Raw genomic sequence first — 25,256 nt, 5'->3', positions numbered from 1 at the left:
CGTCCTTCGGGGACAACGCCGCCAGGACGCCGCGTTGGTGCGGCGTTAACCTCTTTGGTGCGTATGGCGTGCAGCCGGCACCAGGCCGGGGCAAATCCAAGCTCCCGCAGCAACAACGTGGAGCGCCGACGTCCTTGCCGGGCTCGCGGGCTCCCGGTCGCGTGTGATCGCCACCGGGACTGCCATGAGCACCTCGTCCATCCCTGCGACTGCGTCCGACGACGTACGTCTGTCCGTCGTCATCCCGCTCTACAACAAGGAAGGGCAGATCGTCCGCGCGCTCGACTCGGTCTGCGCGCAGACGGTCCGTGACTTCGAGGTGGTCGTCGTCGACGACGGTTCCACCGACGCCAGCGCCGCGCTGGTCCAGGCGTATGGCGATCCACGCGTGCGTCTCCTGCGGCAGCCCAACGGCGGCGTGTCCTCCGCCCGCAACCTCGGCGTCGAGGCGGCGCGATGCCCGGTGGTGGCCTTCCTGGACGCCGACGACACCTGGTACCCCGATCACCTCGAGCGGCTCTGGCGCCTGCGCCTCGAGTACCCGCAAGCCGTCGGCTGGGCCACGAACTACGAGGTCGCCTCTCCCGACGGTCGCCGCACGCCGGGCGTGAGTTCCGAGACCGCACCCCGCGTCGTGCTGACGCCGGCGAACTACTACCGCATCGCGCTGCAAGGCTCGCCGGTGTGCTCGTCGGCGGTGATGGTGGACAAGGCCGCGCTGGCGAACGTCGGCGGCTTCCCGGTCGGCGTGCGGCTGGGCGAGGACCTCGACACCTGGATCCGCCTGATGTTCACCGGGCCCATCGTCTTCGACCCCAAGCCCGGCGCCTGCTACCACGCCGACGGCGACGACCGGGCGCTCAACCGCCATGCGCCGCCGGCCCGCTACCGGTTCTTCGAGACCGGCGAGGCCTGGCGCCGCGCCCATCCGGAGGCGGTCCAGGTCGGCGCGGACATGGAGGAGTTCCACAACTTCTTCCGCATCTCCCATGCGCACCACCAGATCAAGTACGGCGACAAGTTCGCCGGTCGCTCGGTGCTCAAGGGCGTCCAGACGCAGGTCTTCGCCGACGAGCGCCGCCGCCTGCTGCGCATGAGCCTGATGCCGCAGGCGCTCTACCAGGGGCTGACCCGCCTCAAGCGCGCGCTGCGCCCGCCGCCCGGCGCGACGGCGCCGGATTCCGCCTTCGATTCGACGCTCGATGCGACCCTGGGCGCGACGCCGGCCGCCGCGGCAGGCACGGCGGCCGCTTCCGGGAAGCCGACCACCCGCGTTTACCCCTGACTGAGCGGGGCCGGGGACGCGGCGGCGTCATCCGGCTGGGTGAGAATCGGCGCCTTCGCGTTACGTCTCATCCCCGGGGAGCAGGTTTGAAAGTTCTCGTCACCGGCGCCGCCGGCTTCATCGGCATGCACGTGAGCCAGATCCTGCTGGCCCGCGGAGACCAGGTGGTCGGCCTGGACAACCTCAACGACTACTACGACCCGACGCTCAAGCACGCCCGCCTGGCGCGGCTGAGCGGGAAGCCGGGCTTCGAGTTCGTGCAGATGGATGTCGCCGACCGCACGGGCATCGCCGAGCTGTTCGCCAAGCACGGCTTCGACCGCGTCGTGCACCTGGCCGCGCAGGCCGGCGTGCGCTACTCGCTGGTGAACCCGCATGCCTACATCGAGTCCAACATCGTCGGCTTCACCAACATCCTCGAGGGTTGCCGCCATTCGGGCGTGAAGCATCTGGCCTACGCGTCCAGCTCCAGCGTCTACGGCGGCAACACGCACATGCCCTTCAGCGAGCACCACGGCGTGGACCACCCGGTCAGCCTGTACGCCGCGACCAAGAAGGCCAACGAGCTGATGGCCCACACCTACAGCCACCTGTTCAACCTGCCGACGACGGGGCTGCGCTTCTTCACCGTGTACGGGCCCTGGGGCCGGCCGGACATGGCGCTGTTCCTGTTCACGAAGGCGATCCTCGCGGGCGAGCCGATCAAGGTCTTCAACCACGGGAAGATGATCCGCGACTTCACCTACATCGACGACATCGCCGAAGGCGTGGTGCGCGTGCTCGACCGCACCGCCACGGCCGATCCCGGCTACGACCCGGTGCAGGCGGACCCGGCGCGCTCCAACGCACCGTACCGCGTCTTCAACATCGGCAACCATGCGCCGATCCCGCTGATGGACTTCATCGGCGCGATCGAGCAGGCCGTGGGCCGCGAGGCGGTCAAGGAGTTCCTGCCGCTGCAGGACGGCGACGTGCCGGCCACGCATGCGGACGTCGAGGAACTGGCCGCGTGGACGGGCTTCCGTCCCGCGATGCCGGTGCCCGAGGGCATCCGCCGCTTCGTCGCGTGGTACCGCGACTACTACCAGGTCTGACCGGCCGCCACCACCGACTGCCACTGCTTCCAGCTGGAGAGAACGAATGAAAGTGACGACCATCGGCACCGGCTACGTGGGTCTCGTGACCGGCGCGTGCCTGGCCGAAATGGGCAACCACGTGGTGTGCCTCGACGTGAACCCCGACAAGATCCAGGTCCTCAACGACGGGGGCATCCCCATCCACGAGCCGGGTCTGGACGCGGTCGTGGCGCGCAACCGCGCCGCGGGCCGGCTGCAGTTCACCACCGACGTGGACGCCGCCGTCGCGCACGGCACGCTGCTGTTCATCGCCGTGGGCACGCCCCCGGGCGAGGACGGCTCGGCCGACCTGCAGTACGTGCTGGCCGCCGCGCGCTCGATCGGCGAGCGCATGACCGACTACAAGGTCATCGTCGACAAGAGCACCGTGCCGGTCGGCACCGCGGACAAGGTCCGCGCCGCCGTCGCCGAGGCCCTGGCCAGGCGCGGCGTCGACGTGAACTTCTCGGTGGTCTCCAACCCGGAGTTCCTGAAGGAAGGCGCGGCGCTGGAAGACTTCATGAAGCCGGACCGCATCGTCGTCGGCTCCGACGACGAGCAGGCCACGCTGATGATGCGCGCGCTGTACGCGCCGTTCACCCGCAGCCACGACCGGCTGATGGTGATGGACGTCAGGAGCGCCGAGTTCACCAAGTACGCCGCCAACGCGATGCTGGCCACGCGCATCAGCTTCATGAACGAGCTGGCGCTGCTGGCCGAGAAGGTCGGCGCCGACATCGAGCTGGTGCGCCGCGGCATCGGCTCCGATCCGCGCATCGGCTACCAGTTCCTGTACGCGGGCGCCGGCTACGGCGGCTCGTGTTTCCCGAAGGACGTGAAGGCGCTGGTGCGCACCGGACGCGAACACGGCCAGGACCTGAAGGTGCTGAACGCCGTCGAGGAAGCCAACGACCGCCAGAAGCTGGTGCTCGTGGACAAGGTGGTGGAGCGCTTCGGCCCGGACCTGAGCGGCCGGCGCTTCGCGCTGTGGGGCCTGGCCTTCAAGCCCAACACCGACGACATGCGCGAGGCGCCGTCGCTGGTGGTGGTGGAGGAGCTGGCGCGGCGCGGCGCGGCGGTCGCGGCCTACGACCCCGTCGCGATGGGCGAGGCGGCCAAGCTGCTGAGCCAGGTGCCCGGCGTCAGCTTCTGCGAGCGTGCCGAGCACGCGTTGAGCGACTCCGACGCGCTGATCGTGATCACCGAGTGGAAGGAGTTCCGCACGCCGGACTTCGACCGCATCAAGACCGCGCTGAAGCAGCCGGTGGTCTTCGACGGCCGCAACCTGTACGAGCCGGCGACGATGGCGATGCTCGGCATCGAGCACCATGCGATCGGCCGCGGCACCGGGCCCAAGCCCGTCTGATCAGGCCCGCCGAAGCCCGCTCACCGTCGTGCTGCCGACCGCCTGATCAAGCGCCGCGGCAGGCTGCATCAGCCCGCCGCGGCCCGTCCGGTCAACCGGCGCAGACGCTGCCGGCAGGTCCGCCGGTCTTGACCAGCGTCGGACGCAGCGTCGATTCGACGTTGTCCACGCCGCTGCGGGCCCAGGTGGTGACCTTGAAGCTGGCCACGTTGGGCCAGACCAGCGTGGTCGACTGCCCGTCGGTCAGGTAGCCGCTGTCGTAGACGACGGCGCCGCTGACCTTGTCCGCGATGGTCATGCGGAACGAGGCCCCGCCGGTCGCGTCGACGTCCAGGCGGAAGGTCTCGCCGGTGGCGGGGACGGCCCAGGTGACCGGGTTCATCGCCCGGCCGGTGGCGTTGGCCTGCTCGATCTGCGTGATCGTCGCGGGGAACACCAGCGCCTGGCGCCAGGTGTCGAACTCGCCGCTGACCGTGCCCTTGGTGCGCCACCAGCCGCCGCGCATCGACAGCAGGTTCAGCGCGGTGCTGGTCACCGTCGAGCTGGTGTTGCCGTTGCCGTCCTTCCAGGCCGAGGCGCTTTCCACCGGGCGCATCGCCGCGCGCATCAGCTCCAGGTCGTTCGCGGTGGCGTTGCTCCAGCCGTTGCGATGCAGCTTGAGGTCGGCACCGATCTCGACGTAGATGACGAAGGGCGTGCCGGTGTTGCGGTCCACCACGTAGGCGCCGTAGGCCTTCAGCGTCTCGGCCACCTTGCGCAGCTCGGGCGTCGCCAGGGCCTGCGCGTTGAAGCTGGCCGGCAGCATCATCAGCGTGCCCATCGGGATCTGGCCGCTGTTGGTCGTCGCGGCATTGCTGTCGGCGGACGTGGCCGGGAAGCGGTAGGTGGGCGCGGCGCTCAGGCCGGTGGCGTCCAGCGACATGGCCAGCGCGTGGCGGTACATCGTGTCGCCGTCGACGGCTTCGGCGGTGCGGATCAGGCCGCCGAGCGTCGACACGCCGGCCGCGCGCGCGCCCTGGTAGTAGTGCGAGGGATCGCCCATGCCGCGACCGGCCAGCGGGGTCCAGGCGTACTGCTTCGCGACCCAGGCGCCGTTGACCTGCTTGAGGCCCCAGAACGAATGGACGATGCCGGTGCTCGGGTCGACGATTTCGGCGTGGCCGTCGGTGCCGGTGGCCGGCGTGGTCGCGGCCGGCCAGTGGGCGATGGTGACGCTGGGGCGATAGACCTCGCTGTCCGGGTCCCAGACGCCTTGCGTGGTGGCGCCGGTGACGACCATCGGCGCGTCGCTGGCGGAGGCTTGGAAGGCGGCGCTCGACCAGGCGCCGGCGGCGACGGTCGGGGTGTAAAGCGCGGTGGGAATCGTTGCCGTGCCCAGCACGGGGGAGACGGGGCGGCTGTTCCATGGCGAGTCCGGGCTGAACGGACGCGCGAAGCTGCCGAAGTTGCCGGCCGTGCAGGCCGCCGCCGCGGCGGGGCGGGCGGTCGTGGCCAGCACCACGGACACGCCGGCGACGGCCTCGCTGGCCGCGGGGCTGGCCGGCGTGCCGGCCGTGACGGCGGGCGCCGAGGCCACGATGGGCGGCGTTTCCATCGATTGGACGGCGACCGGGGCGCCGCTGCCGCCGCCGCCGCAACCGGTCAGCAGCAGGCCGGCCGCCAGGGCGCAGGCGCTCAGGCCGGTGGAAACTCGCAAGGAAGAAGAGATATTCGTCATGGTGATTGAATTACTGCTGATGCGCCTGAGCGCGTTGACGATTAATAGGCCTCGATCTCTTCTTCTTGCGCGCCGCGAATGACACGTCATTCATCGGGCGGGATTCTTGTTACTGGATGTTGGCGACCTGGATACCTGGCTGCTGATTGCCTCCCTGCCCGGGAGGTGTTGCAGCCATGAGTCAGTATGGGGAGATGACGCAGGGGTTCTCCACCCGTTCGTCGGGTCGCGTGGTGTGATTCCGTGGAATATTCGGCGCCTCTCGCGACGTACCGTTTGAAACATTCGGGTCGAGGATTGACAACCCCACGAATGTCTCGGATCACGGAGTTATTGCGGTCCGTTACATACTCTGAGGTCGAGCGGGATATTCCGTTCGATATTCGAAATTGAAACCCGCAAAACGCACGGAATCGGGTCGGAAAAAACCGCCGGGACGTGTCGGCGAAACGCTGTCATCACGCCGGCGCGGGTCGGCGCGCCCGCCGATCGAGGGGGGTGGACACGGGGCGGGTGGGCTGGGGGCGCGTGGGATACTGCCGCCTTCGTCTGAGGGAATCGAGATGGTCAAGATCAATGACATCGTGGTCGACAACGCCAGGCCGTTCGTGCTGTTCGGCGGGGTCAACGTGCTGGAGTCGGAGCAGTTCGCCGTCGACGTCTGCGGCGAGTACGTCCGCGTGACGAAGGAACTGGGCATCCCCTACGTGTTTAAGGCCTCGTTCGACAAGGCCAACCGCTCCTCGATCAAGAGCTATCGCGGTCCCGGCCTGGAAGCCGGCCTGCGGATCTTCGAGGCGGTCAAGAAGGCCCACGGCGTGGCCGTGCTGACGGACGTGCATGAGCCCCACCAGGCCGCCGAGGTGGCCGCCGTCTGCGAGGTGCTCCAGCTGCCGGCCTTCCTGGCGCGCCAGACCGACCTGGTGATCGCGCTGGCCAAGACCGGCCGGGTCATCAACATCAAGAAGCCGCAGTTCGTCAGCCCGCCGCAGATGAAGAACATCGTCGAGAAGTTCCAGGAGGGCGGCAACCCGAACGTGATGCTGTGCGACCGTGGCGCGCAGTTCGGCTACGACAACCTGGTCGTCGACATGCTGGGTTTCGGCGTGATGAAGCAGGTCAGCGGCGACAAGCCGGTGATCTTCGACGTGACCCATGCGCTGCAGCAGCGCGAGTCCGGGGCCGCCGCGTCGGGCGGCCGCCGCGGCCAGGTGACGGAACTGGCCCGCGCCGGCATGGCGATCGGCCTGGCGGGGCTGTTCCTGGAAGCGCATCCGGATCCGGAAAAGGCGCTCTGCGACGGCCCCAGCGCCCTGCGCCTGTCGCAGCTCAGGCCCTTCCTGGAACAGGTCAAGGCCGTCGACGACCTGGTCAAGGGCTTCCCGGCGCTCGACACCCAGTGAGGCGTGCCGCGGCGCAGGGCGCCGAGGCGCAGGCCGCCCGTCAGGCCCGTCCTGGCGTGGGGGTGACGGGCCGTTCCTGCGTGGCTGCCGGCAGGCGGCCGTTGAATAGCAGCCGGGTCACGGCGAAAGGCCGCACCACCCAGCGGTGGAAGGCCAGGCTCAGCGCCAGCGTGCCGCAGGCGATGAGCGCGAACTTCAGCGCCGCGGGCCAGTCCAGCGGCAGCAGCAGCAGCGCGAGCGCCACCACCATCAGGTGGTGGACCAGGAAGATCGTGTAGCTCGCGTCGGCGAGCGCGCGGCTCAGACGCTCGCCCACGCCGCCGTGCGGGCGGCCCCGCCACCGGGCGAGCAGGCCGATGGCCGCGCCGGTGGCCAGCCACATCCCGAGCAGTTCCACCGCCAGCGCCGCCTCGCGCGCCAGCGCGTGTGGCAAGGTGCCGCTGGCGCCGTCGCCCCAGTTGGCGGCGAAAGCCGCCACCGGCAGCAGCCACCACGGCGTGCGCAGCCAGGCGTCCAGCCATGTCGGATGCTGTCGCATCGTCAGTCCGGCCAGGAACATCGGTGCGTAGAAAGCCAGGTTGAACAGCGTCAGGCCGCCTGGGCCTGGCGCATAGGCCAGGCCGCTCAGCCGGACGACGATGAGCAGGGCGTGGCTCAGCAGGGCGCCGACCAGTGCGACGGTCAGCCAATGGGTCGGGGTCGCCGCAGCGTCGCTGAATCCGGTCAGTCGCTGCGCCGGCTTCCGGGCGATGCGTGCGATCCAGGCAATCGGAGCCATCCATCGCGCATCGATCCCCCGCGCGACCGCTTGCGCAGCCCGTGTCGGCATCACGCCGCGGATCGCCACGCACGCCAGTACCAGCAGGTTCATCACCAGCAGGTCGCGAACGAACCAGAGGTGGGACATCGGCGTCGAGAACGACGCCAGCGCGGCCCAGGGATCGCCGCCGCTGTGCCAGGCCAGCAGGGCGGTCTGCGCGGCGTTGAGCAGGGCCCAGCAGGTCAGCAGCGGTACGCCCAGGCGGACCGTCTGGCGCAGCGCCAGGTCCGGCGCGGCATGGCGCGTCAGGCTGCCGGCGAAGAGCAGTCCCGACAGCAGGAAGAAGCCGGGCACCCGGAAGCCGTGGATCAGCGCGACCAGGGCGTCGAAGGCGACGCCGCGGTGGGTGTCGGCGACCAGCCAGTTGCCGGCGCTGACGAAGACGTCCGCGGCATGCAAGGCGATGCCCAGCACCATCAGGGTGGCGCGGATCCTGTCGAAGTCGATGCCGGCCGAGCCGGCGGCCGCGGTTGTCGCGGTGGCGGACGGTCCGCCAATGGGGGAACCGGTCACCTCCCCGGGCGGGGCGATGGGAATGTGCATGGCTTACCTCCTCCTCTGCACCAGCCGGGCGCTTCTTGCGCCTCTCAGTGCACCTCTCCGTGCGCTTGAGCGCATGACTGTACGAGGGGCGCACCTCTCACGTGCACCTACCTGTAAGCAGTTCTTTCAGACCCCCCCGGAACGAGGGGGAGGCTCAGCGGAGCAGGTCCTCGGCAAGCCGGGAGACGATGCGCGCGGCGGTGTGGCCGTCCCACAGTGGCGGGCGGCGTACTTCAATGTGGGGCTGGCCCTCACCCCCACCCTCTCCCGCAAGCGGGGGAGGGAGTTCCGCACTGCTCCTGCCACTCCCTCTCCCGCTTGCGGGAGAGGGCAGGGGTGAGGGCCAGCGGCCGTCGATGTCATCGAGCCGTTGCAGCGCCAAAGCCAGGATCCGCGCCGGATCAGTGCCGGCGATCTGGTTGGTGCCGAGGTCCACCGTGACCGGCCGCTCGGTGTTGTCGCGCAGCGTGAGGCAGGGGATGCCCAACGCGGTGGTCTCTTCCTGGAGTCCGCCGCTGTCGGTGAGGACCAGCGCCGCGCGGCGCCACAAGGCCAGGAACGGGCGGTAGGGCAGGGGAGGCAGCAGGTGCAGCCCCGGCGCGGACGTGAGGCCGATTGCCTCCAGGCGTGCGCGCGTGCGCGGATGCACCGGGAACAGCAGCGGCAGCCGCGCCGCCAGCGTGCCGAGCGCCTGCATCAGCGCGGCGAGTTGAGCCGGATCGTCCACATTGGCCGGCCGGTGGAGCGTGACGACACCGAATCGGCCCAGGGTCGTACCGCTGGCGCCAGCGTCGGCGAGCGCCGCCTGCGCCGCCGCTTCGGCGGCCTGAGCGTCGGCGTCACCGGCATCGAGCCGTTGCAGCTGGAAGAGCAGGTTGTCGACCATGACGTGGCCGACCTCGACGATGCGTGCATCCGGATGTCCTTCGCGGCGCAGGTGCGCGGCCGCGCTGGGTTCGGTCGTGAAGAGCCAGTCCGCGATCGCATCGGTCGCGCGGCGGTTGATCTCTTCGGGCATGGTCATGTCGCCGCTGCGCAGGCCGGCCTCGACGTGCGCCACCGGCACGCCGAGCTTGCGCGCCGTCAGCGCGCAGGCCAGCGTGGAATCGACGTCGCCGACGACGACGCAGGCCGCGGGACGGTCCGCGATCACGTGCGGCTCGTAGGCCTGCATGATCCGCGCGGTCAGCTGCGCATGACCGCCGCCATGGCAGTCCAGCGAAACGTCGGGCGGCGGCAGGCCGAGCTCGTCGAAGAACACGCCGCTCATCGCGGCGTCGTGGTGCTGCCCGGTGTGGATCAGCCGCCACGCGAGCCGCCCATCGGCGCGCAGCGCCCGCACCAGCGGCGCGAGCTTCATGAAGTTGGGCCGCGCGCCCGCGATCAAGTGCAGCAGCGGCGCGGCCATCAGCGAACTACTCGAAGAACTTCGCGTCGGCGAGCAACGGCGCCTTGGCGTCCTTCTCGGCGAGCTTGAATTCGACGGGCAGCTTCGGCCAGTCGATGCCGATCGTCGGATCGTCCCAGCGCACCGAGCCCTCGGCCTGCGGCGCATAGAGGTCGGTGGTCTTGTAGAGGAAGTCGGCCGTCTCGCTCAGCACCAGGAAGCCGTGCGCGAAGCCCGGCGGGATCCACAGCTGGCGGTGGTTCTCGCCGGTCAGTTCGACACCGACCCACTTGCCGAAGTTGGCGCTGGAGCGGCGCATGTCGACGGCGACGTCGAACACCGCGCCCGCCGTGCAACGCACCAGCTTGCCCTGCGCATGCGGCGGCAGCTGGAAGTGCAGGCCGCGCAGCACGCCCTGGCTGGAGCGCGAATGGTTGTCCTGCACGAAGCGCACGTCATCGCCGGCGGCGGCGTTGAACTTCGGCTCGGTCCAGCTTTCCATGAAGAAGCCGCGCGCATCGCCGAAGACCTTCGGCTCGATGATCAGCACCTCGGGCAGCGCGGTCGGAATCACATTCATCAGAACACCTTCTCGTTGAGCACCTGCTTCAGGTATTGCCCGTAACCGTTCTTGAGCATCGGCTGCGCCAGCTTCTCAAGCTGCTCGGCCGTGATCCAGCCCTTGCGGAAGGCGATCTCCTCCGGGCAGGCGACCTTCAGGCCCTGGCGCTTCTCCAGCGTCGCGATGAACTGGCCGGCTTCCATCAGGCTGTCGTGCGTGCCGGTGTCCAGCCATGCGTAACCGCGGCCCATGATCTCGACGCGCAGTTGCTGCTGCGCGAGGTAGCGCGCATTGACGTCGGTGATCTCGAGCTCGCCGCGCGGGCTGGGCTGGATGTCGGCGGCGATGTCGCAGACCTGGCGGTCGTAGAAGTACAGGCCCGTGACCGCGTAGTTGCTCTTGGGCGCCTTGGGCTTTTCCTCGATGCTGACGGCGCGCTTGTCCGCGTCGAACTCGACCACGCCGTAGCGCTCGGGATCGTGCACGTGGTACGCGAAGACGGTGGCGCCGTCGGTCTGCACGTCGGCGTTGCCCAGCAGGCCGGCGAAGTCGTGACCGTAGAAGATGTTGTCGCCAAGCACCAGCGCGCTCGGGGCGCCGCCGATGAAGTCCTTGCCCAGGATGAAGGCCTGCGCCAGGCCGTCCGGGCTGGGTTGCACGCAGTACTGCAGGTTGATGCCCCAGCGCGCGCCGTCGCCCAGCAGGGCTTCGAAGCGCGGCAGGTCCTGCGGCGTGCTGATCAGCAGGATGTCGCGCATGCCCGCCAGCATCAGCGTGCTGAGCGGGTAGTAGACCATCGGCTTGTCGTAGACCGGCAGCAGCTGCTTGCTGATCGCCAGCGTCGCCGGATGCAGCCGGGTGCCGGAGCCGCCGGCCAGGATGATGCCCTTGCGGGTGTCGTTGCCCATCGTGCTGTCTCCTCTCACAGGATCTCGTCGAGCAGCCGGTCCACGCCGGTCTGCCAGTGCGGCAGCACCAGGCCGAAACGGTCCTGCAGCTTGTGGTTGTCCAGGCGCGAGTTCAGCGGGCGCGGCGCCGGCGTCGGGTAGGCGCTGCTGGGCAGCGCCTCGACTTGCTCGGGCTGGACCTTCAGCGTCACGCCCTTGTCCCGCGCGCGGGTCAGCACGTGTCTGGCGTACTGGTGCCAGCTGGTCTCGCCGCTGGCGACCGCGTGGTAGGTGCCGCACAGGGCGCGGTCCTGCAGCGTCGCGCGGATCAGGTGCGCGGTGATGTCGGCGAGCAGGTCCGCGCCGGTGGGCGCGCCGATCTGGTCGGCGACGACCTTCAACTGCTCGCGCTCGGCGGCCAGCCGCAGCATCGTCCTGGCAAAGTTGCCGCCGCGCGCCGCGTAGACCCAGCTGGTGCGCAGCACCAGCGCGTCCGCGCCGGCCGCGACGATCAACTGCTCGCCCTCGAGCTTGGTCTTGCCGTAGACGCTCAGCGGACCGGTGGGCGCGTCCTCGAAGCGCCAGTCGTCGCCGACGCCGTCGAAGACGTAGTCGGTCGAGTAATGCACCAGCAGCGCGCCGAGGGCCTTGGCTTCCTCGGCCAGCACGCCGGTGGCGAGCGCATTGATCTGGCGGGCGGCGTCGGGCTCGCTTTCGGCCTTGTCGACGGCCGTGTAGGCCGCGGCATTGACGATGACGTCCGGCGCGACGCGGCGCACCGTGGCGCGCAGCGTGTCGCTGTCGCCGAGGTCGCCGCCTTCGCTGCGGTCCAGCGCGATCAGCTCACCGAGCGGGGCCAGCGCGCGCTGCAGCTCCCAACCCAGCTGGCCGTTCTTTCCGAGCAGCAGGACTTTCATGTCAGCCCCTCGCGTGCCGGGTACGGCCCGCGATCCCCCGAGGGGATGCGAGTCGGCTTGGGGCGGCCCGGCGCTCGACTCGCGCGTTCATGGGGTGCTCCCGTACTGCTTGGACACCCACTCGCGGTACGCGCCCGAGAGCACGCGCGAGGACCATTCCTCATTCGCGAGGTACCACTGCACCGTCTTGCGGATGCCGGTCTCGAAGGTCTCGGCCGGGCGCCAGCCCAGGTCGCGCTCGATCTTGCGGGCGTCGATCGCGTAGCGGCGGTCGTGGCCGGGGCGGTCCTTGACGTAGGTGATCAGGCGGGCGTACGGACCGGCCGGATCGGGGCGAAGCTCGTCGAGCAGCGCGCACACCGTCTTCACGATGTCGATGTTGGCCTGCTCGTTCCAGCCGCCGATGTTGTAGGTCTCGCCCAGCGTGCCGCCGGCCAGCACCGCGCGGATGCCCGAGCAGTGGTCGGTGACGTAGAGCCAGTCGCGGATCTGCTGGCCGTCGCCGTACACGGGCAGCGGCTTGCCGGCCAGCGCGTTGACGATCATCAGCGGGATCAGCTTCTCGGGGAAGTGGTACGGGCCGTAGTTGTTGCTGCAGTTGGTCGTGACCACCGGCAGGCCGTAGGTGTGGTGCCAGGCGCGGACCAGATGGTCGCTGGCCGCCTTGGAGGCCGAGTACGGGCTGTTGGGCTCGTACGCGTTCGTTTCGGCGAAGGGCGGATCCTCGGCCTTCAGCGAGCCGTAGACCTCGTCGGTCGAGACGTGGTGGAAGCGGAAGGCCGCCTTGGCCTCGCCCTCGAGCGCCGACCAGAACGCGCGCGCCGCCTCGAGCAGCGTGAACGTGCCCTCGACGTTGGTGCGCATGAAGGCGCCGGGACCGTGGATGGAGCGGTCGACGTGCGACTCGGCGGCGAAGTGCACGATCGCGCGCGGCTGGTGCGTGGCGAGCAGCTGGTCGACGAGCGCGCGGTCGCAGATGTCGCCCTGGACGAAGACGTGTCGCGCGTCGTCCTTCAGCGAGGCCAGGTTCTCGAGGTTGCCCGCGTAGGTGAGGGCGTCGAGGTTGACCACCGGCTCGTCCGACGTCTTGAACCAGTCGAGCACGAAATTGCTGCCGATGAAGCCGGCGCCGCCGGTGACGAGGATCGTCATGGAACTTCCCTGAAATGTCTGTGATCCACGCGGATCGTCGGTGATGAAGGCGGGCGCGGCGACGGCGACCCGGCGCCGTCCGGCGTCACAGTCGCCAGACCCGCAGGCCGGCCGCGCGCAGATTGTCGCTGTTAAAGGCGGCCTTCACGTCGATGAAGGCGCCGCCCTCGACCAGCTTGCCGGCGAGGTCGGCGGCGTCCAGCGCCTTGTACTCGCGGTGGGCCACCGCGGCGACGATCGCATCGGCGCGCGGCAGGTCCTCGTAGGCGTGCAGCTGCACGCCGTATTCGTGCATCGCCTCGTCGGCCTCGGCGGCGGGGTCGGTCACGAAGACCTCGACGCCGTAGCTGCGCAGCTCATGGATGATGTCGATGACCTTGGAGTTGCGCAGGTCGCCGCAGTCCTCCTTGAAGGTCAGGCCCAGCACGTTGACCTTGGCGCCCTTGACGTGCGAGCCCGCGGCGATCATCTGCTTGATGGTCTGCTCCGCGATGAACTTGCCCATGCCGTCGTTGATGCGCCGGCCCGCCAGGATGACCTGCGGGTGGTAGCCCAGCATGTCGGCCTTGTGGGTCAGGTAGTACGGATCCACCCCGATGCAGTGGCCGCCGACCAGGCCCGGCTTGAACTTCAGGAAGTTCCACTTGGTGCCGGCCGCTTCCAGCACCTCGGAGGTGTCCAGGCCGATGCGCTCGAAGATGATGGCCAGCTCGTTCATCAGCGCGATGTTCAGGTCGCGCTGCGTGTTCTCGATGACCTTGGCGGCCTCCGCCGTCTTGATGCTCGACGCGCGGTGCACGCCGGGCACGATGATCTTCTCGTAGGTCTTCGCGACGATGTCCAGCGTCTGCGGCGTGTCGCCGGAGACGATCTTGAGGATCTTCGTCAGCGTGTGGGCCTTGTCGCCGGGGTTGATGCGCTCCGGGCTGTAGCCGACGAAGAAGTCCTGCTTCCACTTCAGGCCGGATTCGCGTTCCAGCACCGGGATGCAGACCTCCTCGGTCGCCCCGGGGTAGACGGTCGATTCGTAGACGACGACGGCGCCGCGCTTCATGTGGCGCCCGACGCTGGTGGACGAGCCGATCAGCGGCTTGAAGTCGGGGATGTGGGCCTGGTCGACCGGCGTCGGCACGGCCACGATGATGACGTCGGCCTCGGCCAGGCAGGCCGGATCGCTGTGGTACTCGGCGTGGACGGCGGCCCGGACTTCCTCGTCCGTCAGTTCACGCGAGGGGTCGGTGCCGGCGCGGCACTTGGCGACCTTGTCCACCGCGATGTCGAACCCGATCGTCCGGCCGTGCTTGCCGAATTCGACCACCAGCGGCAGTCCCACATATCCCAACCCGACGACGGCGATCACGGACACGGCCTTCTCCTGTTCTTTCCGAGGTCGGCTTTGTATCCGACTTTCGTCCGTCTTTCGCGTCGCCGCCCGGACCGTCCCCCCGGGTGAGGGTCCGGGCGGGAGGGGCTCAGTTCCGGCCGTAGGTGTCCTGGTAGCGCACGATGTCGTCCTCGCCCAGGTAGGAGCCGGACTGGACCTCGATGATCTCCAGCGGCAGCTTGCCGGGGTTGGACAGCCGGTGCACCTGGCCCAGCGGGATGTAGGTGGACTGGTTCTCGGTCAGCAGCAGGGTCTTGTCGCCGTTGACGATCTCGGCCGTGCCTTGCACGACGATCCAGTGCTCCGCGCGGTGGTGGTGCATCTGCAGGCTCAGCGACGCGCCGGGCTTGACCATGATGCGCTTGACCTGGAAGCGCTCGCCCATGTCGATGCTGTCGTACCAGCCCCAGGGGCGGTGCACCTTGCGGTGCAGGTTCTGCTCGCCGCGCTGCGTGGCGGTCAGCTGGTTGACGATCTTCTTGACGTCCTGGCTCTTGCTGCGGTCGGCGACCAGCACCGCGTCCGGCGTCTCGACGACGACGATGTTGTCCAGCCCCACCGCGGACACCAGTCGGCTGGTGGCGTGCACCAGCGTGTTGCGGCTGTCCGCGATGATCGCGTCGCCGCGGCTCGCGTTGCCGGACTCATCCTTGTCCGCCACCTGCCAGACCGCTTCCCAGGCGCCCAGGTCGTTCCATCCGGCGTCCAGCGGCACCATGCGCAGCGCGATCGCGCTGCCGGGGCAGCGCTCCATCACGGCGTAGTCGATCGATTCCGACGGCACGGCCGCGAAAGCGTCCTTGGCCGGCCGCACGAAGGCGCCGTCCACCGCCTTGGCGGCGAAGGCGACGCGCGTGGCCTGGTCGATGTCGGGGCGGAACTGCTGCAGCGCCTGCAGCCAGACGCTGGCGCGCAGCACGAACATGCCGCTGTTCCAGTAGTAGCCGCCCTGGTCGAGGTACTTCTGCGCGGTCGCCGCGTCGGGCTTCTCGACGAAGGCCTCGACGCGCAGGCCGGCGCCCTCGGCACCGGCTCGGATGTAGCCGTAGCCGGTTTCCGGCCGGTCGGGCGTGATGCCCAGGATCACGATGGCACCGTCCCTGGCCTGACGCACCGCGTCCTGCAAGGCGGCGGTGAAGGCCGGGCTGTCGGTGACGGTCTGGTCCGCGGGGGTGACGACGAGCACCGGGTCCTCGCCGCCTTCGATCGCCTGCAGCGCCGCCAGCGTGATGGCCGGCGCGGTGTTGCGGCCGACCGGCTCCAGCACGACGGCGCCGGGCACGAGCTGCTGCTCACGCAACTGGTCCAGCACCATGAAGCGGTGCTCCTCGTTGCCGACGACGATCGGGGCCTTCACCGCGATGTCCTCGGCGGACAGCGCGGCCAGCCGCTCCGCGGCCTGCTGGAACAGGCTGTTGTTGCCGCTCAGCACGAGGAACTGCTTCGGGTAGCCGGCACGCGAGAGCGGCCACAGCCGTGTGCCGCTGCCGCCGGCCATGATCACTGGTTGCGTGTCGATTTTGCTCAAGGTACTGCTCCCTCTGTCTGGGCGCGCCCGTCCGTCGAACGAGGGCGCGTGTGGTTCTGCGGATTCTGGAAAAGGGCGGTAGTGTCGCCGACGGCCGATCAGCCTTCGAAGCCGTTCGGATTGGCCGACTGCCAGCGCCAGCTGTCCTCGCACATGCGCTGCAGGTCGAACCGGGCGGTCCAGCCGAGCTTGTCCCGCGCCAGCGCCGGATCGGCGTAGCAGGCGGCGACGTCGCCGGGGCGGCGGGCGACGATCTCGTACGGGACCTCGCGGCCGCTGGCGGCTGCGAAGGCCTGGACCAGTTCCAGCACGCTGTAGCCGCGGCCGGTCCCGAGGTTGACCCAGATCGATTCGTCGCCGCGCAGCAGGAAGTTCAGCGCCGCGACGTGTCCTTCGGCCAGGTCGACGACGTGGATGTAGTCGCGCACGCCGGTGCCGTCGGGGGTGTCGTAGTCGTCGCCGAAGACCGACAGCTTCGCGCGCCGGCCCACGGCCACCTGCGTCACGTAGGGCATCAGGTTGTTGGGGATGCCGCGCGGGTCCTCGCCGATGCGGCCGCTCTCGTGCGCGCCGACCGGGTTGAAGTAGCGCAGGCAGGCGGTCTGCCACCGCGGATCCGACGCGCCCAGGTCGCGCAGGATGCCTTCGCCGATCAGCTTGGTCGCGCCGTACGGGTTGACGGCCATCAGCTCCGCGTCCTCGCGCAGCGGCAGGGTCCTGGGCTGACCGTAGACGGTCGCGCTGGACGAGAAGACGATGCGCTTGCACTCGTGGCGGCGCATCGTCTCGCAGACGGTCAGCAGGCCGTCGATGTTGTTGCGGTAGTAGCTCAGCGGCTTGGTCGTGGACTCGCCGACCGCCTTGTACGCGGCGAAGTGCACCACGGCCGCGGGCTGGTACTCGCTGAAGACGGCGTCCAGCGCCGCGCCGTCGCAGACGTCGAGCTTCTCGAACAGCGGCGTCTGGCCGCTGAGTTCGGCCAGGCGCTCCAGCACCTTGGGCGAGCTGTTGCTGAAGTTGTCCACGCCGACCACGCGGTACCCGGCGGCCTGCAGCGCGAGCCAGGTGTGGGAGGCGATGTAGCCGGTCGCGCCGGTCAGCAGGATGGTGTCGTTGGCCATGTGGAGCTCCCGGGTCTCAGCGGATCATGCCTTGCACGTAGCAGCCGGCGGTGTAGGCGTTGTAGGAGTACAGCACGTTGGACGTGTCGCGATCGAATCGCGTGTACGAGCAGCCCACGGTCACGTTGCGCAGCGCTTCCCAGTTCAGGCCCAGGCTGTACTGCTTGGAGTCGTCCTTGGCGCCGGCGCCGGGCAGGGCGATGTCGCCGTTGCGGCTCAGCTTCGTGATGCCCAGGCCGGCCGTCGCGGTGACCTTGCCGCTCAGCCGGTAGCTGAGCTGCGACTGCAGCGCCGTCTGCACGCGGTTGAAGTCCGCCAGGCCGTTGTTGATGCCGAGGTAGTAGGCCTCGACGCCGGTGTCGCGCGACAGCTTGGTGTTGAGCGACCAGCGGCCGCCGGGGGACAGGTTCCAGCTCAGCGAGCCGGTGACGCCGGTGAAGGAGTCCGAGGTGCTGCGGCTGATCCGCGCGTCCAGGCTGCTGGAGCCCGTGGCGCGCCACCGCGCCGTGAGGTCGATGTCCTTGCGGTCCCACTCGAAGCCGTTGGACGGCACGCGGCCCTTGGTGTAGCGGCCCGCCACGCCGAAGCGCCAGGCGCTGCTGGCGTTGTAGAGCACCCCCAGCGACGACATGTTCTGGCGGTATTCCTGGCTGTCCCAGAGCGCCAGCGAGTAGTCGCGCTCCCGGCGCGAGAACGTGCCTTCCAGCGTGAAGGGCGAGAGGTTGGGCAGGCCCAGCCGGATGCTGCCGCCCAGGCTGCGGTCGGTCTGCAGGTTGCGCTCGGTGGTCGGGGCGATGCCGGTGTTGCTGTTGAAGTCGGCCAGCGTGCGCGCGGTGGTGTAGTCCAGCGTGCCCGACAGGTTGCCGGCGGTCTCCCAGTCGAGGCCGGTGTCGATGTTGTAGCCGCGGTTGTTCAGGCTGCTGTTGTCCTGGTAGCGCGTGTCGTTGAAGCGCGCGTCGGCATGGACGCGTTGACGACCCAGCCGCGTGTCGGCGCCGGCCAGCAGGCTCAGCGAGGTCAGCTGGTCGCTGTTGGAGGCGGCATTCGAGCGGAACACGTTGTCCGTGTAGTAATGACCCAGCGAGGCCCCGAGGTACCAGGGGCTGCCGGCATCGCTCTGCGCCCGGACGGTCCCCGAGGCGGCGGCCAGGAGGGCGGCCGGCAGGGCCAGGCGGTGGAGTCGCTTCATCGGTGGGGTCCCCTTCTTGTGGTCGTCATCTGCTGTCGTCATCAATAGGCATGGCGATCGAACAGCATCAGCCGGACCGTCCGGACGATGATCTGCAGATCCAGTCCCAGCGACCAGTTGCGCAGGTACTCGAGATCGTATTCGACGCGCGCCTTCATCTTGTCCACGGTGTCCGTCTCGCCGCGCAGGCCGTTGACCTGCGCCCAGCCGGTGATGCCCGGCTTGACCTTGTGGCGGACCATGTAGGCCTTGATGATCTGGCGGTATTCCTCGTTGTGCGCGACCGCGTGCGGGCGCGGCCCGACGATGCTCATGCGCCCCTGCAGCACGTTGATGAACTGCGGCAGCTCGTCCAGCGAGGTCTTGCGGATGAAGGCGCCGAACGGCGTGATGCGCGGGTCGCCCTTGGTCGCCTGCTTGACGACCGCGCCGTTGTCCATCGAGCGCATCGAGCGGAACTTGTAGACCATGATCTCTTCACCGTCCAGGCCGTTGCGGCGCTGGCGGAAGATCACCGGCCCCGGCGAGCTCATCTTCACCCCGATGGCCAGCATCACCAGGATCGGCGAGATCAGCACCAGGATCAGCGACGCCAGCACGATGTCGCTGATCCGCTTGACCACCTCGTTCACGCCGGTGAACGGCGTTTCCAGGATGCCGACCACGGGCACGCCGTTCACGTCCTGCAGGCGGCCCTGGATGATGCTGATGCCGAAGACGTCGGGCACGAAGAACAGCGACGCGGTCGTGCCCTGCAACTGCTCCAGCAGACGCAGGATGCGCGGCTGCGAGCCCAGCGGCAGCGTGATGTAGACCTCACGCACGCCGTGCGCGCGGACGTAGTCGCTGAGCTGCGGCAGCGTGCCCAGCACGCGGCCCAGGCAGTCGGGATGCAGCCGGTCGTCGGTCCGGTCCTCGAAGAAGCCCAGGCAGTCCGCGCCGCCGACGGGGCCGAACTGCAGCGCCCGCGCGACCTTCGCCCCCAGCGGCCCCGCGCCGATGATCACCGCGGTGCGCCGGATCCACGGCTGGCGCGAACGCCAGCGCAGCACGCGCCGGCCGATCTCGACCGCGATGATCTGCGCCAGCGGCGTCAGCAGCGCCCACCACAGCAGCACCGGCCGCTCGAAGTAATGGAAGCTGCTGGTCGCGTAGGCGAACATGCCCAGGATCAGCAGCAGCATCAGCCACGAACCGACGATGTCGGTGACGGCACTGGCGGGATGGTCGGCGAAGCGGTTGCGTCCCGGGAAGGTCAGTGCGAACACCAGCATGCACAGCGTGTACGTGGAACGCATCACCGGCTCGCCGAACCAGGCCAGCAGCATCAGGTAGACCAGGACGATCAGTGTCGGTTCCAGGAAGGCCGCGATGAAGGATTGGACCGACTGCGGCGCGCTGTAGAAGGTTCTTTTGTAATTTCGGTCCTCAAACATCACCCAGTGGTCCTTCCCCGGCCAAGAGCCGGAAATTCTCGCTCAATAAGTTGCGCGGACTCGTAACCGGACCCCCTAGCTTGTCACCGGTTCCGCCGCGGCCGGGCCACTCTCGCGCCCTGCCTACAATCCGCCCCATGCTTCAAGAATGGTCCAAGCTCTTCGCCCCCGCGGTCCAGGATCGCATCACGCTGTTGCTCAACCATGTCATGTCCCGCGAGCCCGTCGCCACCGCGCGCCTGGCCCCGCACACGGGCAAGACCCTGCGACTGCGTCTGGCCGGCTGGCCGGCGATGCTGCCGGCCGCGCCGGATCTGCGCTTGCGCATCACCCCGGCCGGTCTTTTGGAACGGATGGGCGACGAGGATGCCCCTAGGCAAGAACCGGACCTGCTCATCGAGCTGGACGCGTCCAACCCCGCCGCCGCGGCCTTCGCGGCGCTCTCGGGCGCGCGTCCGGAAGTGCGGGTGCAGGGCGACGCGCAACTGGCCGGCGACTTCAACTGGCTGATCGACCACGTGCGCTGGGACATCGAGGACGACCTCGCGGCCATCACCGGTCCGGCCGTGGCGCACCAGCTCGGCCGTGTCGGCCGGGCGGCCGCCGGGGCGATGGCGACGCTGGCCCGGCAGGCGGGCCGCTTCATGCCCGACGGCCAGGGCCGGACATGAGCGCCCGGACCGGGATCCGGGCATGAGGTATCTGTCCCGCCTGCTGGTCATCGTCTGGACCCTCTATCGACACGGGCTGGACGAGCTGGCGCTGTCCACGCTCAAGCGCCGCCGGTTCCGCTTCCTGCGCCGGCTGATCACGGTCGGCCGCGCCTGGGACCAGCCCCGCGGCATGCGCCTGCGGCTGGCGCTGGAGCGGCTGGGGCCGATCTTCGTCAAGTTCGGCCAGTTGCTGTCCACGCGGCGCGACCTGGTGCCGCCGGACATGATCGAGGAACTGTCCCGGCTCCAGGACAACGTGCCGCCGTTCCCCGCCGAGCTGTCGCGCGAGCTGATCGAACGCGCCTTCGGCCGCCGCATCGAGGAGCTGTTCGCCACCTTCGACGCCGAACCGGTGGCCAGCGCCTCGATCGCGCAGGTGCACTTCGCGACGCTGCACGACGGGCGTGAAGTCGCCGTCAAGGTGCTGCGGCCGGGCATGCTCGACATCATCGAGGACGACCTGGCGCTGATGCGCACGCTGGCGGGCTGGGTGGAGCGCTTCTCCGCCGACGGCCGGCGGCTGAAGCCGCGCGAGGTCGTCGCCGAGTTCAACACCTACCTGCACGACGAGCTGGATCTGGTGCGCGAGGCCGCCAATGCGGCGCAGCTTCGCCGCAACATGCAGGACCTGCAGCTGGTGATGGTGCCGGAGATGATCTGGGAGCTCTGCCGCAGCGAGGTCATCGTGATGGAGCGCATGCGCGGCGTGCCGATCTCGCAGCTGGAGCGGCTGCGCGAGGCGGGCGTGGACATCAGGAAGCTGGCCCGCGACGGGGTGACGATCTTCTTCACGCAGGTGTTCCGCGACGGCTTCTTCCATGCCGACATGCACCCCGGGAACATCCAGGTCAGCCTGGAGCCGCACACCTTCGGCCGTTACATCGCGCTGGATTTCGGGATCATCGGCACGCTGAACGAGGTCGACAAGGATTACCTGGCGCAGAACTTCATCGCCTTCTTCCGCCGTGATTACAAGCGCGTTGCCGAGCTGCACATCGAGTCCGGCTGGGTGCCGCCCGAGACCCGCGTCGATGAGCTCGAGGGCGCGGTGCGCACCGTCTGCGAGCCGCATTTCGACAAGCCGCTCAAGGACATCTCGCTGGGCCAGGTGTTGATGCGCCTGTTTCAGATCTCCCGCAGATTTAACGTGGAGATTCAGCCTCAGCTGGTTTTGCTGCAAAAAACGCTGCTCAACATTGAAGGATTGGGCAGGCAGCTCGATCCCGAACTGGACCTCTGGGCGACGGCCAAGCCCTTCCTCGAGCGCTGGATGGATGAGCAGATCGGCTGGCGCGCCTTCCTGCGCCAGTTGAAGAAGGAGGCGCCGCGCTTTGCGCAGATGGTGCCGGAGTTCCCCCGGCTGATGCACGAGGTGCTGCGCCAGCGCGCCGGGGACGGCCATGCCGACCTGACGCGTCAGCTGCTGGTGGAGCAGCGCCGCACCAATCACCTGTTGCAGGCACTGCTGTGGGGCGTGGGCGGCTTCACGCTGGCGCTCGTGCTCACCCAGCTGGCGATGCGCTGGATGGCCTGAGGATCTTTCGCCGCGCCGTGGCCGCGCAAACCGCCCCTCGTGGGGGCGGTGGACGGATGGGGGAAGGGACCCCTCTTGGGGGCTTTCTGGGGAAGCGGAAGGGAAAGCCGGCTTTCGAGTCAGGTCGTGCGTCAGGTCGCGCGTCAGGTGGCGTAGTCGGCGAAGCCCTGCTTCAGGCGCGAGCGCAGCAGCGTCCGCACGCGGTTCACGCGCGAGCGCACCGTGCCGATCGGGATCGCCTGGATCTCGGCGACGTCGCGGTAGGACTCTTCCTGCAGGCAGGCCAGGTCGAAGGTGCCTCGCAGGTCGGGCGACAGTCCGGACAGGGTCACGTCGACGATGCCGGCCAGTTGCCGGTAGGCGACCTGCTGGCTGACATCCATCGACGACTCGCGCGGCCGGTGCGCCGATTCCGAATCCATGGCTGTCCATGAAGGCGGCGATGCAGGCGCGCTTCTCCAGGACGTGCGCCGGGACGGGGGCCTGTTCGGCTGCGGGAGCAAGATCGATCATGGCGTTGGCGGATGAAAAGCGGCGCCGTGCGCCGCGGGAGCGGGCGGCGCCGCGCGGCGCCGCCCAGCGGGAAGATCGACGATCAGGCCGTTACCAGAAGCCGAAGCGACGGAAGCACTTCGACATGCCGGCGGCGCAGTTGCCCATGATCGAGTCGCAGAAGCTGGACGCGAAGTCCATGCCGCGACCGAAGAAGCCGCGCTGGCCTGTCATGCCACCTTGTCGCATGCCGTCGTTGACGCCCGTTTGGTAGGCGAGTTGCGTTTTCAGCTGAGTGACTTCTCCAGACATGGAAGAGTCCTTTCTTTAGTTTGAGGGTGAAGAGCGAGCGCGTCTGGCGCTCGCGGAGGCGGGAGAATTAGCGGAAGCTGACCTTGTCGACCGAACCCAACTGTCCGTTCGTCATTTCGATCTTCGTGTCCGTGATTCGTTGGCTGAAGACGGCCAACTGCTTGTCTCGAGCGAGTTGCTGGCCTGCCTGGCCAATGTCCTCGCTCTGGTCCTGGGTCAGTTGGTTCGAGAACATCTGCGATGAGGGGTCGAAGCCCATTCCAAACATGTGTTGATCCTTTCAAAGGCGCGCTCGGCGCTGAAACGATCAGTAGGGGCGACGGAAAGCGGAGTTCGCGGGGCGGGAGGACCCTGGCCTCCCCGATGTGAGGTTCCGGGGATAATCCGCGCGCTTTTTTGTGTGTGGACCCCCCACGCGTTTGCATCCCCGCATTCCCAAGGCCCGCTGCCATGCTCCTGACCCTGGTCATCCTCTACCTGCTTGTCACCATCGCGATCGGCCTGTGGGCCGCCAAGCGGGTGAAGAACACGGCGGACTTCGCCATTGCCGGGCGACACCTGCCCTTGGTGATGATCATCACGACGACGTTCGCGACGTGGTTCGGCTCCGAGACCGTGCTGGGCATCCCGGCCAAGTTCGTGCAGACGGGACTGAACGGCGTCGTGGAGGACCCGTTCGGCGCCGGGTCGTGCCTGATCCTGGTGGGCCTGTTCTTCGCGGCCAAGCTCTACAAGATGACGCTGCTGACGATCAGCGACTACTACCGCGAGCGCTACGGCCGCGTGGTCGAGGTGGTCTGCAGCTTCATCATCATCCTGTCCTACCTCGGCTGGGTGGCGGCGCAGGTGACGGCGCTGGGGCTGGTGTTCAAGCTGCTGTCGGGCGGTGCGATCAGCATCCCCGTGGGCATGATGATCGGCACGGCGTCCATCCTGGCCTACACGCTGTTCGGCGGCATGTGGTCGGTGGCCGTGACCGACTTCATCCAGATGATCATCCTGGTGGTCGGCCTGTCCATCATTGCCTGGTTCGCCGCCGACATGGCCGGGGGCGCCGACAAGGTCATCACCCTGGCCAGCAGCCAGGACATGTTCCGCTTCCTGCCCGAGCCGAGCTTCCACGACATCGTGTTCTTCCTCGGCGCGGCCGTGACGATGATGCTGGGCTCGATCCCGCAGCAGGACGTGTTCCAGCGCGTGATGTCGGCCAAGGACATCAAGGCGGCGACGCGCGGTCCGGTCATCGGCGGCATCTGCTACATCCTGTTCGCCTTCGTGCCGATGTTCATCGTCGTCAGCGCGCTGATCATCATGCCGGAGGCCGCCAAGCAGCTGATCGCCGAGGACCCGCAGCAGGTCATCCCGCGCCTGGTGATGGACCGCATGCCCTTCATCATGCAGGTGATCTTCTTCGGCGCGCTGCTGTCGGCGCTGAAGTCGACCGCCTCGGCCACGCTGCTGGCGCCGTCGGTGACCTTCGTCGAGAACATCTGGCGCCAGTTCTTCCCGCGCGTCTCGGACAAGCAGGAACTGCGCACCATGCGCATCGCGGTGCTGCTGTTCTCGGTCTGCGTCTGCGGCTACGCGATCGCACTGCAGGGCACCTCGATCTACGAGATGGTCTCCAGCGCCTACCAGGTCACCCTGGTCGGCGCCTTCGTCCCGCTGGTCTTCGGCCTGTACTGGAAGCGCGCCACGACGCAGGGCGCGATCTTCGCGATCGCCCTCGGCGTGGTCACCTGGCTGCTGTTCCTCGTGACGCCCGCGGGCGAGCAGTTCCCGGCGCAGCTGGCGGGCCTGCTGGCGGGCATCGTCGGCATGCTGGTCGGGTCGCTGGGGCCGCAGGCGATCCGGGATTCCCACGGATCGCACCACCGCCTGGCCGGCGGGGCCTGAGCCCGGAGAGGGCCCGGCGCGCACGGCGCGAGCCCGGCAAGAGGGCAGCCAGAGGGCAGCATGAGTCCGGCATGAGTCGGGCGTCGGCGGCGCCCTCTATATAATTTCGGGTTTTTGACCCGGTAGTCCCCACAACATGCCGATCTACGCTTACCGCTGCGGCGCCTGCGGCCACGCCAAAGACGTGCTGCAGAAGCTGTCCGACGCCCCGCTGACCGTCTGCCCCGCCTGTGGCGCGGAGAGCTTTTCGAAGCAGGTGACCGCCGCCGGTTTCCAGTTGAAGGGATCCGGCTGGTACGCGACCGACTTCCGGGGCGGCTCGACCGCGGCCGCGGCGACGTCCGCCGCCGCGCCGGCCGCCGGTGCCGAGGGCGGCGCGACGTCGGGCGGTGCTTCCGCCGCCGCGTCCGAGTCGTCCTCCGGCGCGACGTCGACGTCGTCGTCGTCGGGCACGGCCTGCGGCGGCTCCTGCGCCTGCCACTGAGATCGAGGCCCGG

Annotated in this window: 23 protein-coding genes; 8 read left to right on the top strand and 15 right to left on the bottom strand. The window is 68.8% G+C overall.

Going from position 1 to position 25,256, the window contains the following annotated elements:
* Positions 1 to 184: 184 nt before the first annotated feature.
* From ACQ4L4_RS15805 to ACQ4L4_RS15795, 3 genes are all read left to right on the top strand, one after another.
* On the top strand, positions 185 to 1,285 hold the full coding sequence (locus ACQ4L4_RS15805) for a glycosyltransferase family 2 protein (protein ID WP_431099885.1): 1,101 nt from the start codon (positions 185 to 187) through the stop codon (positions 1,283 to 1,285).
* A gap of 86 nt (positions 1,286 to 1,371) precedes the next feature.
* Positions 1,372 to 2,379 (top strand): NAD-dependent epimerase, encoded by a 1,008-nt coding sequence (locus ACQ4L4_RS15800; protein ID WP_431099884.1) that lies wholly within the window; start codon positions 1,372 to 1,374, stop codon positions 2,377 to 2,379.
* Positions 2,380 to 2,425: 46 nt separating this feature from the next.
* Positions 2,426 to 3,766 (top strand): UDP-glucose dehydrogenase family protein, encoded by a 1,341-nt coding sequence (locus tag ACQ4L4_RS15795; RefSeq protein WP_377160918.1) that lies wholly within the window; start codon positions 2,426 to 2,428, stop codon positions 3,764 to 3,766.
* A 91-nt stretch (positions 3,767 to 3,857) separates the two neighbouring features.
* Here ACQ4L4_RS15795 and ACQ4L4_RS15790 read toward each other — a convergent pair whose 3' ends face one another.
* Positions 3,858 to 5,462 (bottom strand): Atrophin-1 multi-domain protein, encoded by a 1,605-nt coding sequence (locus ACQ4L4_RS15790; RefSeq protein WP_431099883.1) that lies wholly within the window; start codon positions 5,460 to 5,462, stop codon positions 3,858 to 3,860.
* 584 nt (positions 5,463 to 6,046) lie between these two features.
* On the opposite strand from ACQ4L4_RS15790, the gene kdsA reads away from it, so the two are divergent.
* Entirely contained in the window at positions 6,047 to 6,886 is an 840-nt protein-coding gene (gene kdsA, locus ACQ4L4_RS15785; protein ID WP_431099881.1) for a 3-deoxy-8-phosphooctulonate synthase, read from the top strand.
* Positions 6,887 to 6,926: 40 nt separating this feature from the next.
* Here kdsA and ACQ4L4_RS15780 read toward each other — a convergent pair whose 3' ends face one another.
* The 11 genes from ACQ4L4_RS15780 to ACQ4L4_RS15730 all read right to left on the bottom strand — a co-directional run bounded on the left by ACQ4L4_RS15780 (position 6,927) and on the right by ACQ4L4_RS15730 (position 19,812).
* On the bottom strand, positions 6,927 to 8,249 hold the full coding sequence (locus ACQ4L4_RS15780; protein WP_431099880.1) for an acyltransferase family protein: 1,323 nt from the start codon (positions 8,247 to 8,249) through the stop codon (positions 6,927 to 6,929).
* A gap of 154 nt (positions 8,250 to 8,403) precedes the next feature.
* Positions 8,404 to 9,657 (bottom strand): non-hydrolyzing UDP-N-acetylglucosamine 2-epimerase, encoded by a 1,254-nt coding sequence (wecB, locus tag ACQ4L4_RS15775; RefSeq protein WP_431099879.1) that lies wholly within the window; start codon positions 9,655 to 9,657, stop codon positions 8,404 to 8,406.
* Positions 9,658 to 9,664: 7 nt separating this feature from the next.
* Positions 9,665 to 10,216: a dTDP-4-dehydrorhamnose 3,5-epimerase gene (gene rfbC, locus ACQ4L4_RS15770; protein ID WP_431099878.1), complete on the bottom strand. Its 552-nt coding sequence runs from the start codon at positions 10,214 to 10,216 to the stop codon at positions 9,665 to 9,667.
* Entirely contained in the window at positions 10,216 to 11,106 is an 891-nt protein-coding gene (gene rfbA, locus ACQ4L4_RS15765; protein ID WP_431099877.1) for a glucose-1-phosphate thymidylyltransferase RfbA, read from the bottom strand. The genes rfbC and rfbA overlap by 1 nt, the downstream gene beginning before the upstream one ends.
* 14 nt (positions 11,107 to 11,120) lie before the next feature.
* Positions 11,121 to 12,002, bottom strand: a complete 882-nt coding sequence (rfbD, locus tag ACQ4L4_RS15760; RefSeq protein ID WP_431099876.1) for a dTDP-4-dehydrorhamnose reductase — start codon at positions 12,000 to 12,002, stop codon at positions 11,121 to 11,123.
* 87 nt (positions 12,003 to 12,089) lie between these two features.
* Positions 12,090 to 13,154, bottom strand: a complete 1,065-nt coding sequence (gene rfbB, locus ACQ4L4_RS15755; RefSeq protein ID WP_431099875.1) for a dTDP-glucose 4,6-dehydratase — start codon at positions 13,152 to 13,154, stop codon at positions 12,090 to 12,092.
* A gap of 85 nt (positions 13,155 to 13,239) precedes the next feature.
* Positions 13,240 to 14,520: a nucleotide sugar dehydrogenase gene (locus tag ACQ4L4_RS15750; RefSeq protein ID WP_431099874.1), complete on the bottom strand. Its 1,281-nt coding sequence runs from the start codon at positions 14,518 to 14,520 to the stop codon at positions 13,240 to 13,242.
* A gap of 106 nt (positions 14,521 to 14,626) precedes the next feature.
* Complete coding sequence (locus tag ACQ4L4_RS15745; protein WP_431104946.1) at positions 14,627 to 16,036, bottom strand: mannose-1-phosphate guanylyltransferase/mannose-6-phosphate isomerase; 1,410 nt, start codon at positions 16,034 to 16,036, stop codon at positions 14,627 to 14,629.
* A gap of 128 nt (positions 16,037 to 16,164) precedes the next feature.
* Positions 16,165 to 17,187, bottom strand: coding sequence for a UDP-glucose 4-epimerase GalE (gene galE, locus ACQ4L4_RS15740; protein WP_431099873.1), 1,023 nt, complete (start codon positions 17,185 to 17,187; stop codon positions 16,165 to 16,167).
* A gap of 16 nt (positions 17,188 to 17,203) precedes the next feature.
* Positions 17,204 to 18,376 (bottom strand): hypothetical protein, encoded by a 1,173-nt coding sequence (locus ACQ4L4_RS15735; protein ID WP_431099872.1) that lies wholly within the window; start codon positions 18,374 to 18,376, stop codon positions 17,204 to 17,206.
* Between the two features lie 41 nt (positions 18,377 to 18,417).
* A complete protein-coding gene (locus ACQ4L4_RS15730; protein ID WP_431099871.1) occupies positions 18,418 to 19,812 on the bottom strand; it encodes an undecaprenyl-phosphate glucose phosphotransferase in 1,395 nt (464 codons plus the stop codon).
* Between the two features lie 137 nt (positions 19,813 to 19,949).
* Between ACQ4L4_RS15730 and ACQ4L4_RS15725 the strand changes: the two genes are divergently transcribed.
* On the top strand, positions 19,950 to 20,483 hold the full coding sequence (locus ACQ4L4_RS15725; protein ID WP_431099870.1) for a hypothetical protein: 534 nt from the start codon (positions 19,950 to 19,952) through the stop codon (positions 20,481 to 20,483).
* 22 nt (positions 20,484 to 20,505) lie between these two features.
* The gene (gene ubiB / locus ACQ4L4_RS15720; protein WP_431099869.1) at positions 20,506 to 22,059 is read left to right on the top strand and encodes a ubiquinone biosynthesis regulatory protein kinase UbiB; all 1,554 of its coding nucleotides are present in this window, start codon (positions 20,506 to 20,508) and stop codon (positions 22,057 to 22,059) included.
* A gap of 143 nt (positions 22,060 to 22,202) precedes the next feature.
* Here ubiB and ACQ4L4_RS15715 read toward each other — a convergent pair whose 3' ends face one another.
* The 3 genes from ACQ4L4_RS15715 to ACQ4L4_RS15705 form a co-directional block, all read right to left on the bottom strand.
* Complete coding sequence (locus ACQ4L4_RS15715) at positions 22,203 to 22,481, bottom strand: sigma factor-like helix-turn-helix DNA-binding protein (protein WP_377160948.1); 279 nt, start codon at positions 22,479 to 22,481, stop codon at positions 22,203 to 22,205.
* 181 nt (positions 22,482 to 22,662) lie between these two features.
* A complete protein-coding gene (locus ACQ4L4_RS15710; protein ID WP_431099868.1) occupies positions 22,663 to 22,863 on the bottom strand; it encodes a hypothetical protein in 201 nt (66 codons plus the stop codon).
* 67 nt (positions 22,864 to 22,930) lie between these two features.
* Entirely contained in the window at positions 22,931 to 23,131 is a 201-nt protein-coding gene (locus ACQ4L4_RS15705) for a hypothetical protein (protein WP_431099867.1), read from the bottom strand.
* A gap of 182 nt (positions 23,132 to 23,313) precedes the next feature.
* Between ACQ4L4_RS15705 and ACQ4L4_RS15700 the strand changes: the two genes are divergently transcribed.
* The gene (locus ACQ4L4_RS15700) at positions 23,314 to 24,759 is read left to right on the top strand and encodes a sodium:solute symporter family protein (protein WP_431099866.1); all 1,446 of its coding nucleotides are present in this window, start codon (positions 23,314 to 23,316) and stop codon (positions 24,757 to 24,759) included.
* A 136-nt stretch (positions 24,760 to 24,895) separates the two neighbouring features.
* Positions 24,896 to 25,243 (top strand): FmdB family zinc ribbon protein, encoded by a 348-nt coding sequence (locus ACQ4L4_RS15695; RefSeq protein WP_431099864.1) that lies wholly within the window; start codon positions 24,896 to 24,898, stop codon positions 25,241 to 25,243.
* The last annotated feature ends 13 nt before the right edge of the window (positions 25,244 to 25,256 follow it).

It is taken from the genome of Roseateles noduli, assembly GCF_050626985.1.
Lineage (GTDB): Bacteria > Pseudomonadota > Gammaproteobacteria > Burkholderiales > Burkholderiaceae_C > Roseateles > Roseateles noduli_A.
Note: the sequence above shows the minus strand (reverse complement) of the source record. Positions and strands in the feature narration are given on the sequence as shown.

Bases quoted from the DNA above. Each gene is read 5' to 3' on its own strand.
- ACQ4L4_RS15805 (WP_431099885.1), top strand. From the start codon at position 185: ATGAGCACCTCGTCCATCCCTGCGACTGCGTCCGACGACGTACGTCTG.
- ACQ4L4_RS15795 (WP_377160918.1), top strand. From the start codon at position 2,426: ATGAAAGTGACGACCATCGGCACCGGCTACGTGGGTCTCGTGACCGGC.
- kdsA (WP_431099881.1), top strand. From the start codon at position 6,047: ATGGTCAAGATCAATGACATCGTGGTCGACAACGCCAGGCCGTTCGTG.
- ACQ4L4_RS15780 (WP_431099880.1), bottom strand. From the start codon at position 8,249: ATGCACATTCCCATCGCCCCGCCCGGGGAGGTGACCGGTTCCCCCATT.
- wecB (WP_431099879.1), bottom strand. From the start codon at position 9,657: ATGGCCGCGCCGCTGCTGCACTTGATCGCGGGCGCGCGGCCCAACTTC.
- rfbC (WP_431099878.1), bottom strand. From the start codon at position 10,216: ATGAATGTGATTCCGACCGCGCTGCCCGAGGTGCTGATCATCGAGCCG.
- rfbA (WP_431099877.1), bottom strand. From the start codon at position 11,106: ATGGGCAACGACACCCGCAAGGGCATCATCCTGGCCGGCGGCTCCGGC.
- rfbD (WP_431099876.1), bottom strand. From the start codon at position 12,002: ATGAAAGTCCTGCTGCTCGGAAAGAACGGCCAGCTGGGTTGGGAGCTG.
- rfbB (WP_431099875.1), bottom strand. From the start codon at position 13,154: ATGACGATCCTCGTCACCGGCGGCGCCGGCTTCATCGGCAGCAATTTC.
- ACQ4L4_RS15745 (WP_431104946.1), bottom strand. From the start codon at position 16,036: ATGGCCGGCGGCAGCGGCACACGGCTGTGGCCGCTCTCGCGTGCCGGC.
- galE (WP_431099873.1), bottom strand. From the start codon at position 17,187: ATGGCCAACGACACCATCCTGCTGACCGGCGCGACCGGCTACATCGCC.
- ACQ4L4_RS15735 (WP_431099872.1), bottom strand. From the start codon at position 18,376: ATGAAGCGACTCCACCGCCTGGCCCTGCCGGCCGCCCTCCTGGCCGCC.
- ACQ4L4_RS15730 (WP_431099871.1), bottom strand. From the start codon at position 19,812: ATGTTTGAGGACCGAAATTACAAAAGAACCTTCTACAGCGCGCCGCAG.
- ACQ4L4_RS15725 (WP_431099870.1), top strand. From the start codon at position 19,950: ATGCTTCAAGAATGGTCCAAGCTCTTCGCCCCCGCGGTCCAGGATCGC.
- ubiB (WP_431099869.1), top strand. From the start codon at position 20,506: ATGAGGTATCTGTCCCGCCTGCTGGTCATCGTCTGGACCCTCTATCGA.
- ACQ4L4_RS15715 (WP_377160948.1), bottom strand. From the start codon at position 22,481: ATGGATTCGGAATCGGCGCACCGGCCGCGCGAGTCGTCGATGGATGTC.
- ACQ4L4_RS15710 (WP_431099868.1), bottom strand. From the start codon at position 22,863: ATGTCTGGAGAAGTCACTCAGCTGAAAACGCAACTCGCCTACCAAACG.
- ACQ4L4_RS15705 (WP_431099867.1), bottom strand. From the start codon at position 23,131: ATGTTTGGAATGGGCTTCGACCCCTCATCGCAGATGTTCTCGAACCAA.
- ACQ4L4_RS15700 (WP_431099866.1), top strand. From the start codon at position 23,314: ATGCTCCTGACCCTGGTCATCCTCTACCTGCTTGTCACCATCGCGATC.
- ACQ4L4_RS15695 (WP_431099864.1), top strand. From the start codon at position 24,896: ATGCCGATCTACGCTTACCGCTGCGGCGCCTGCGGCCACGCCAAAGAC.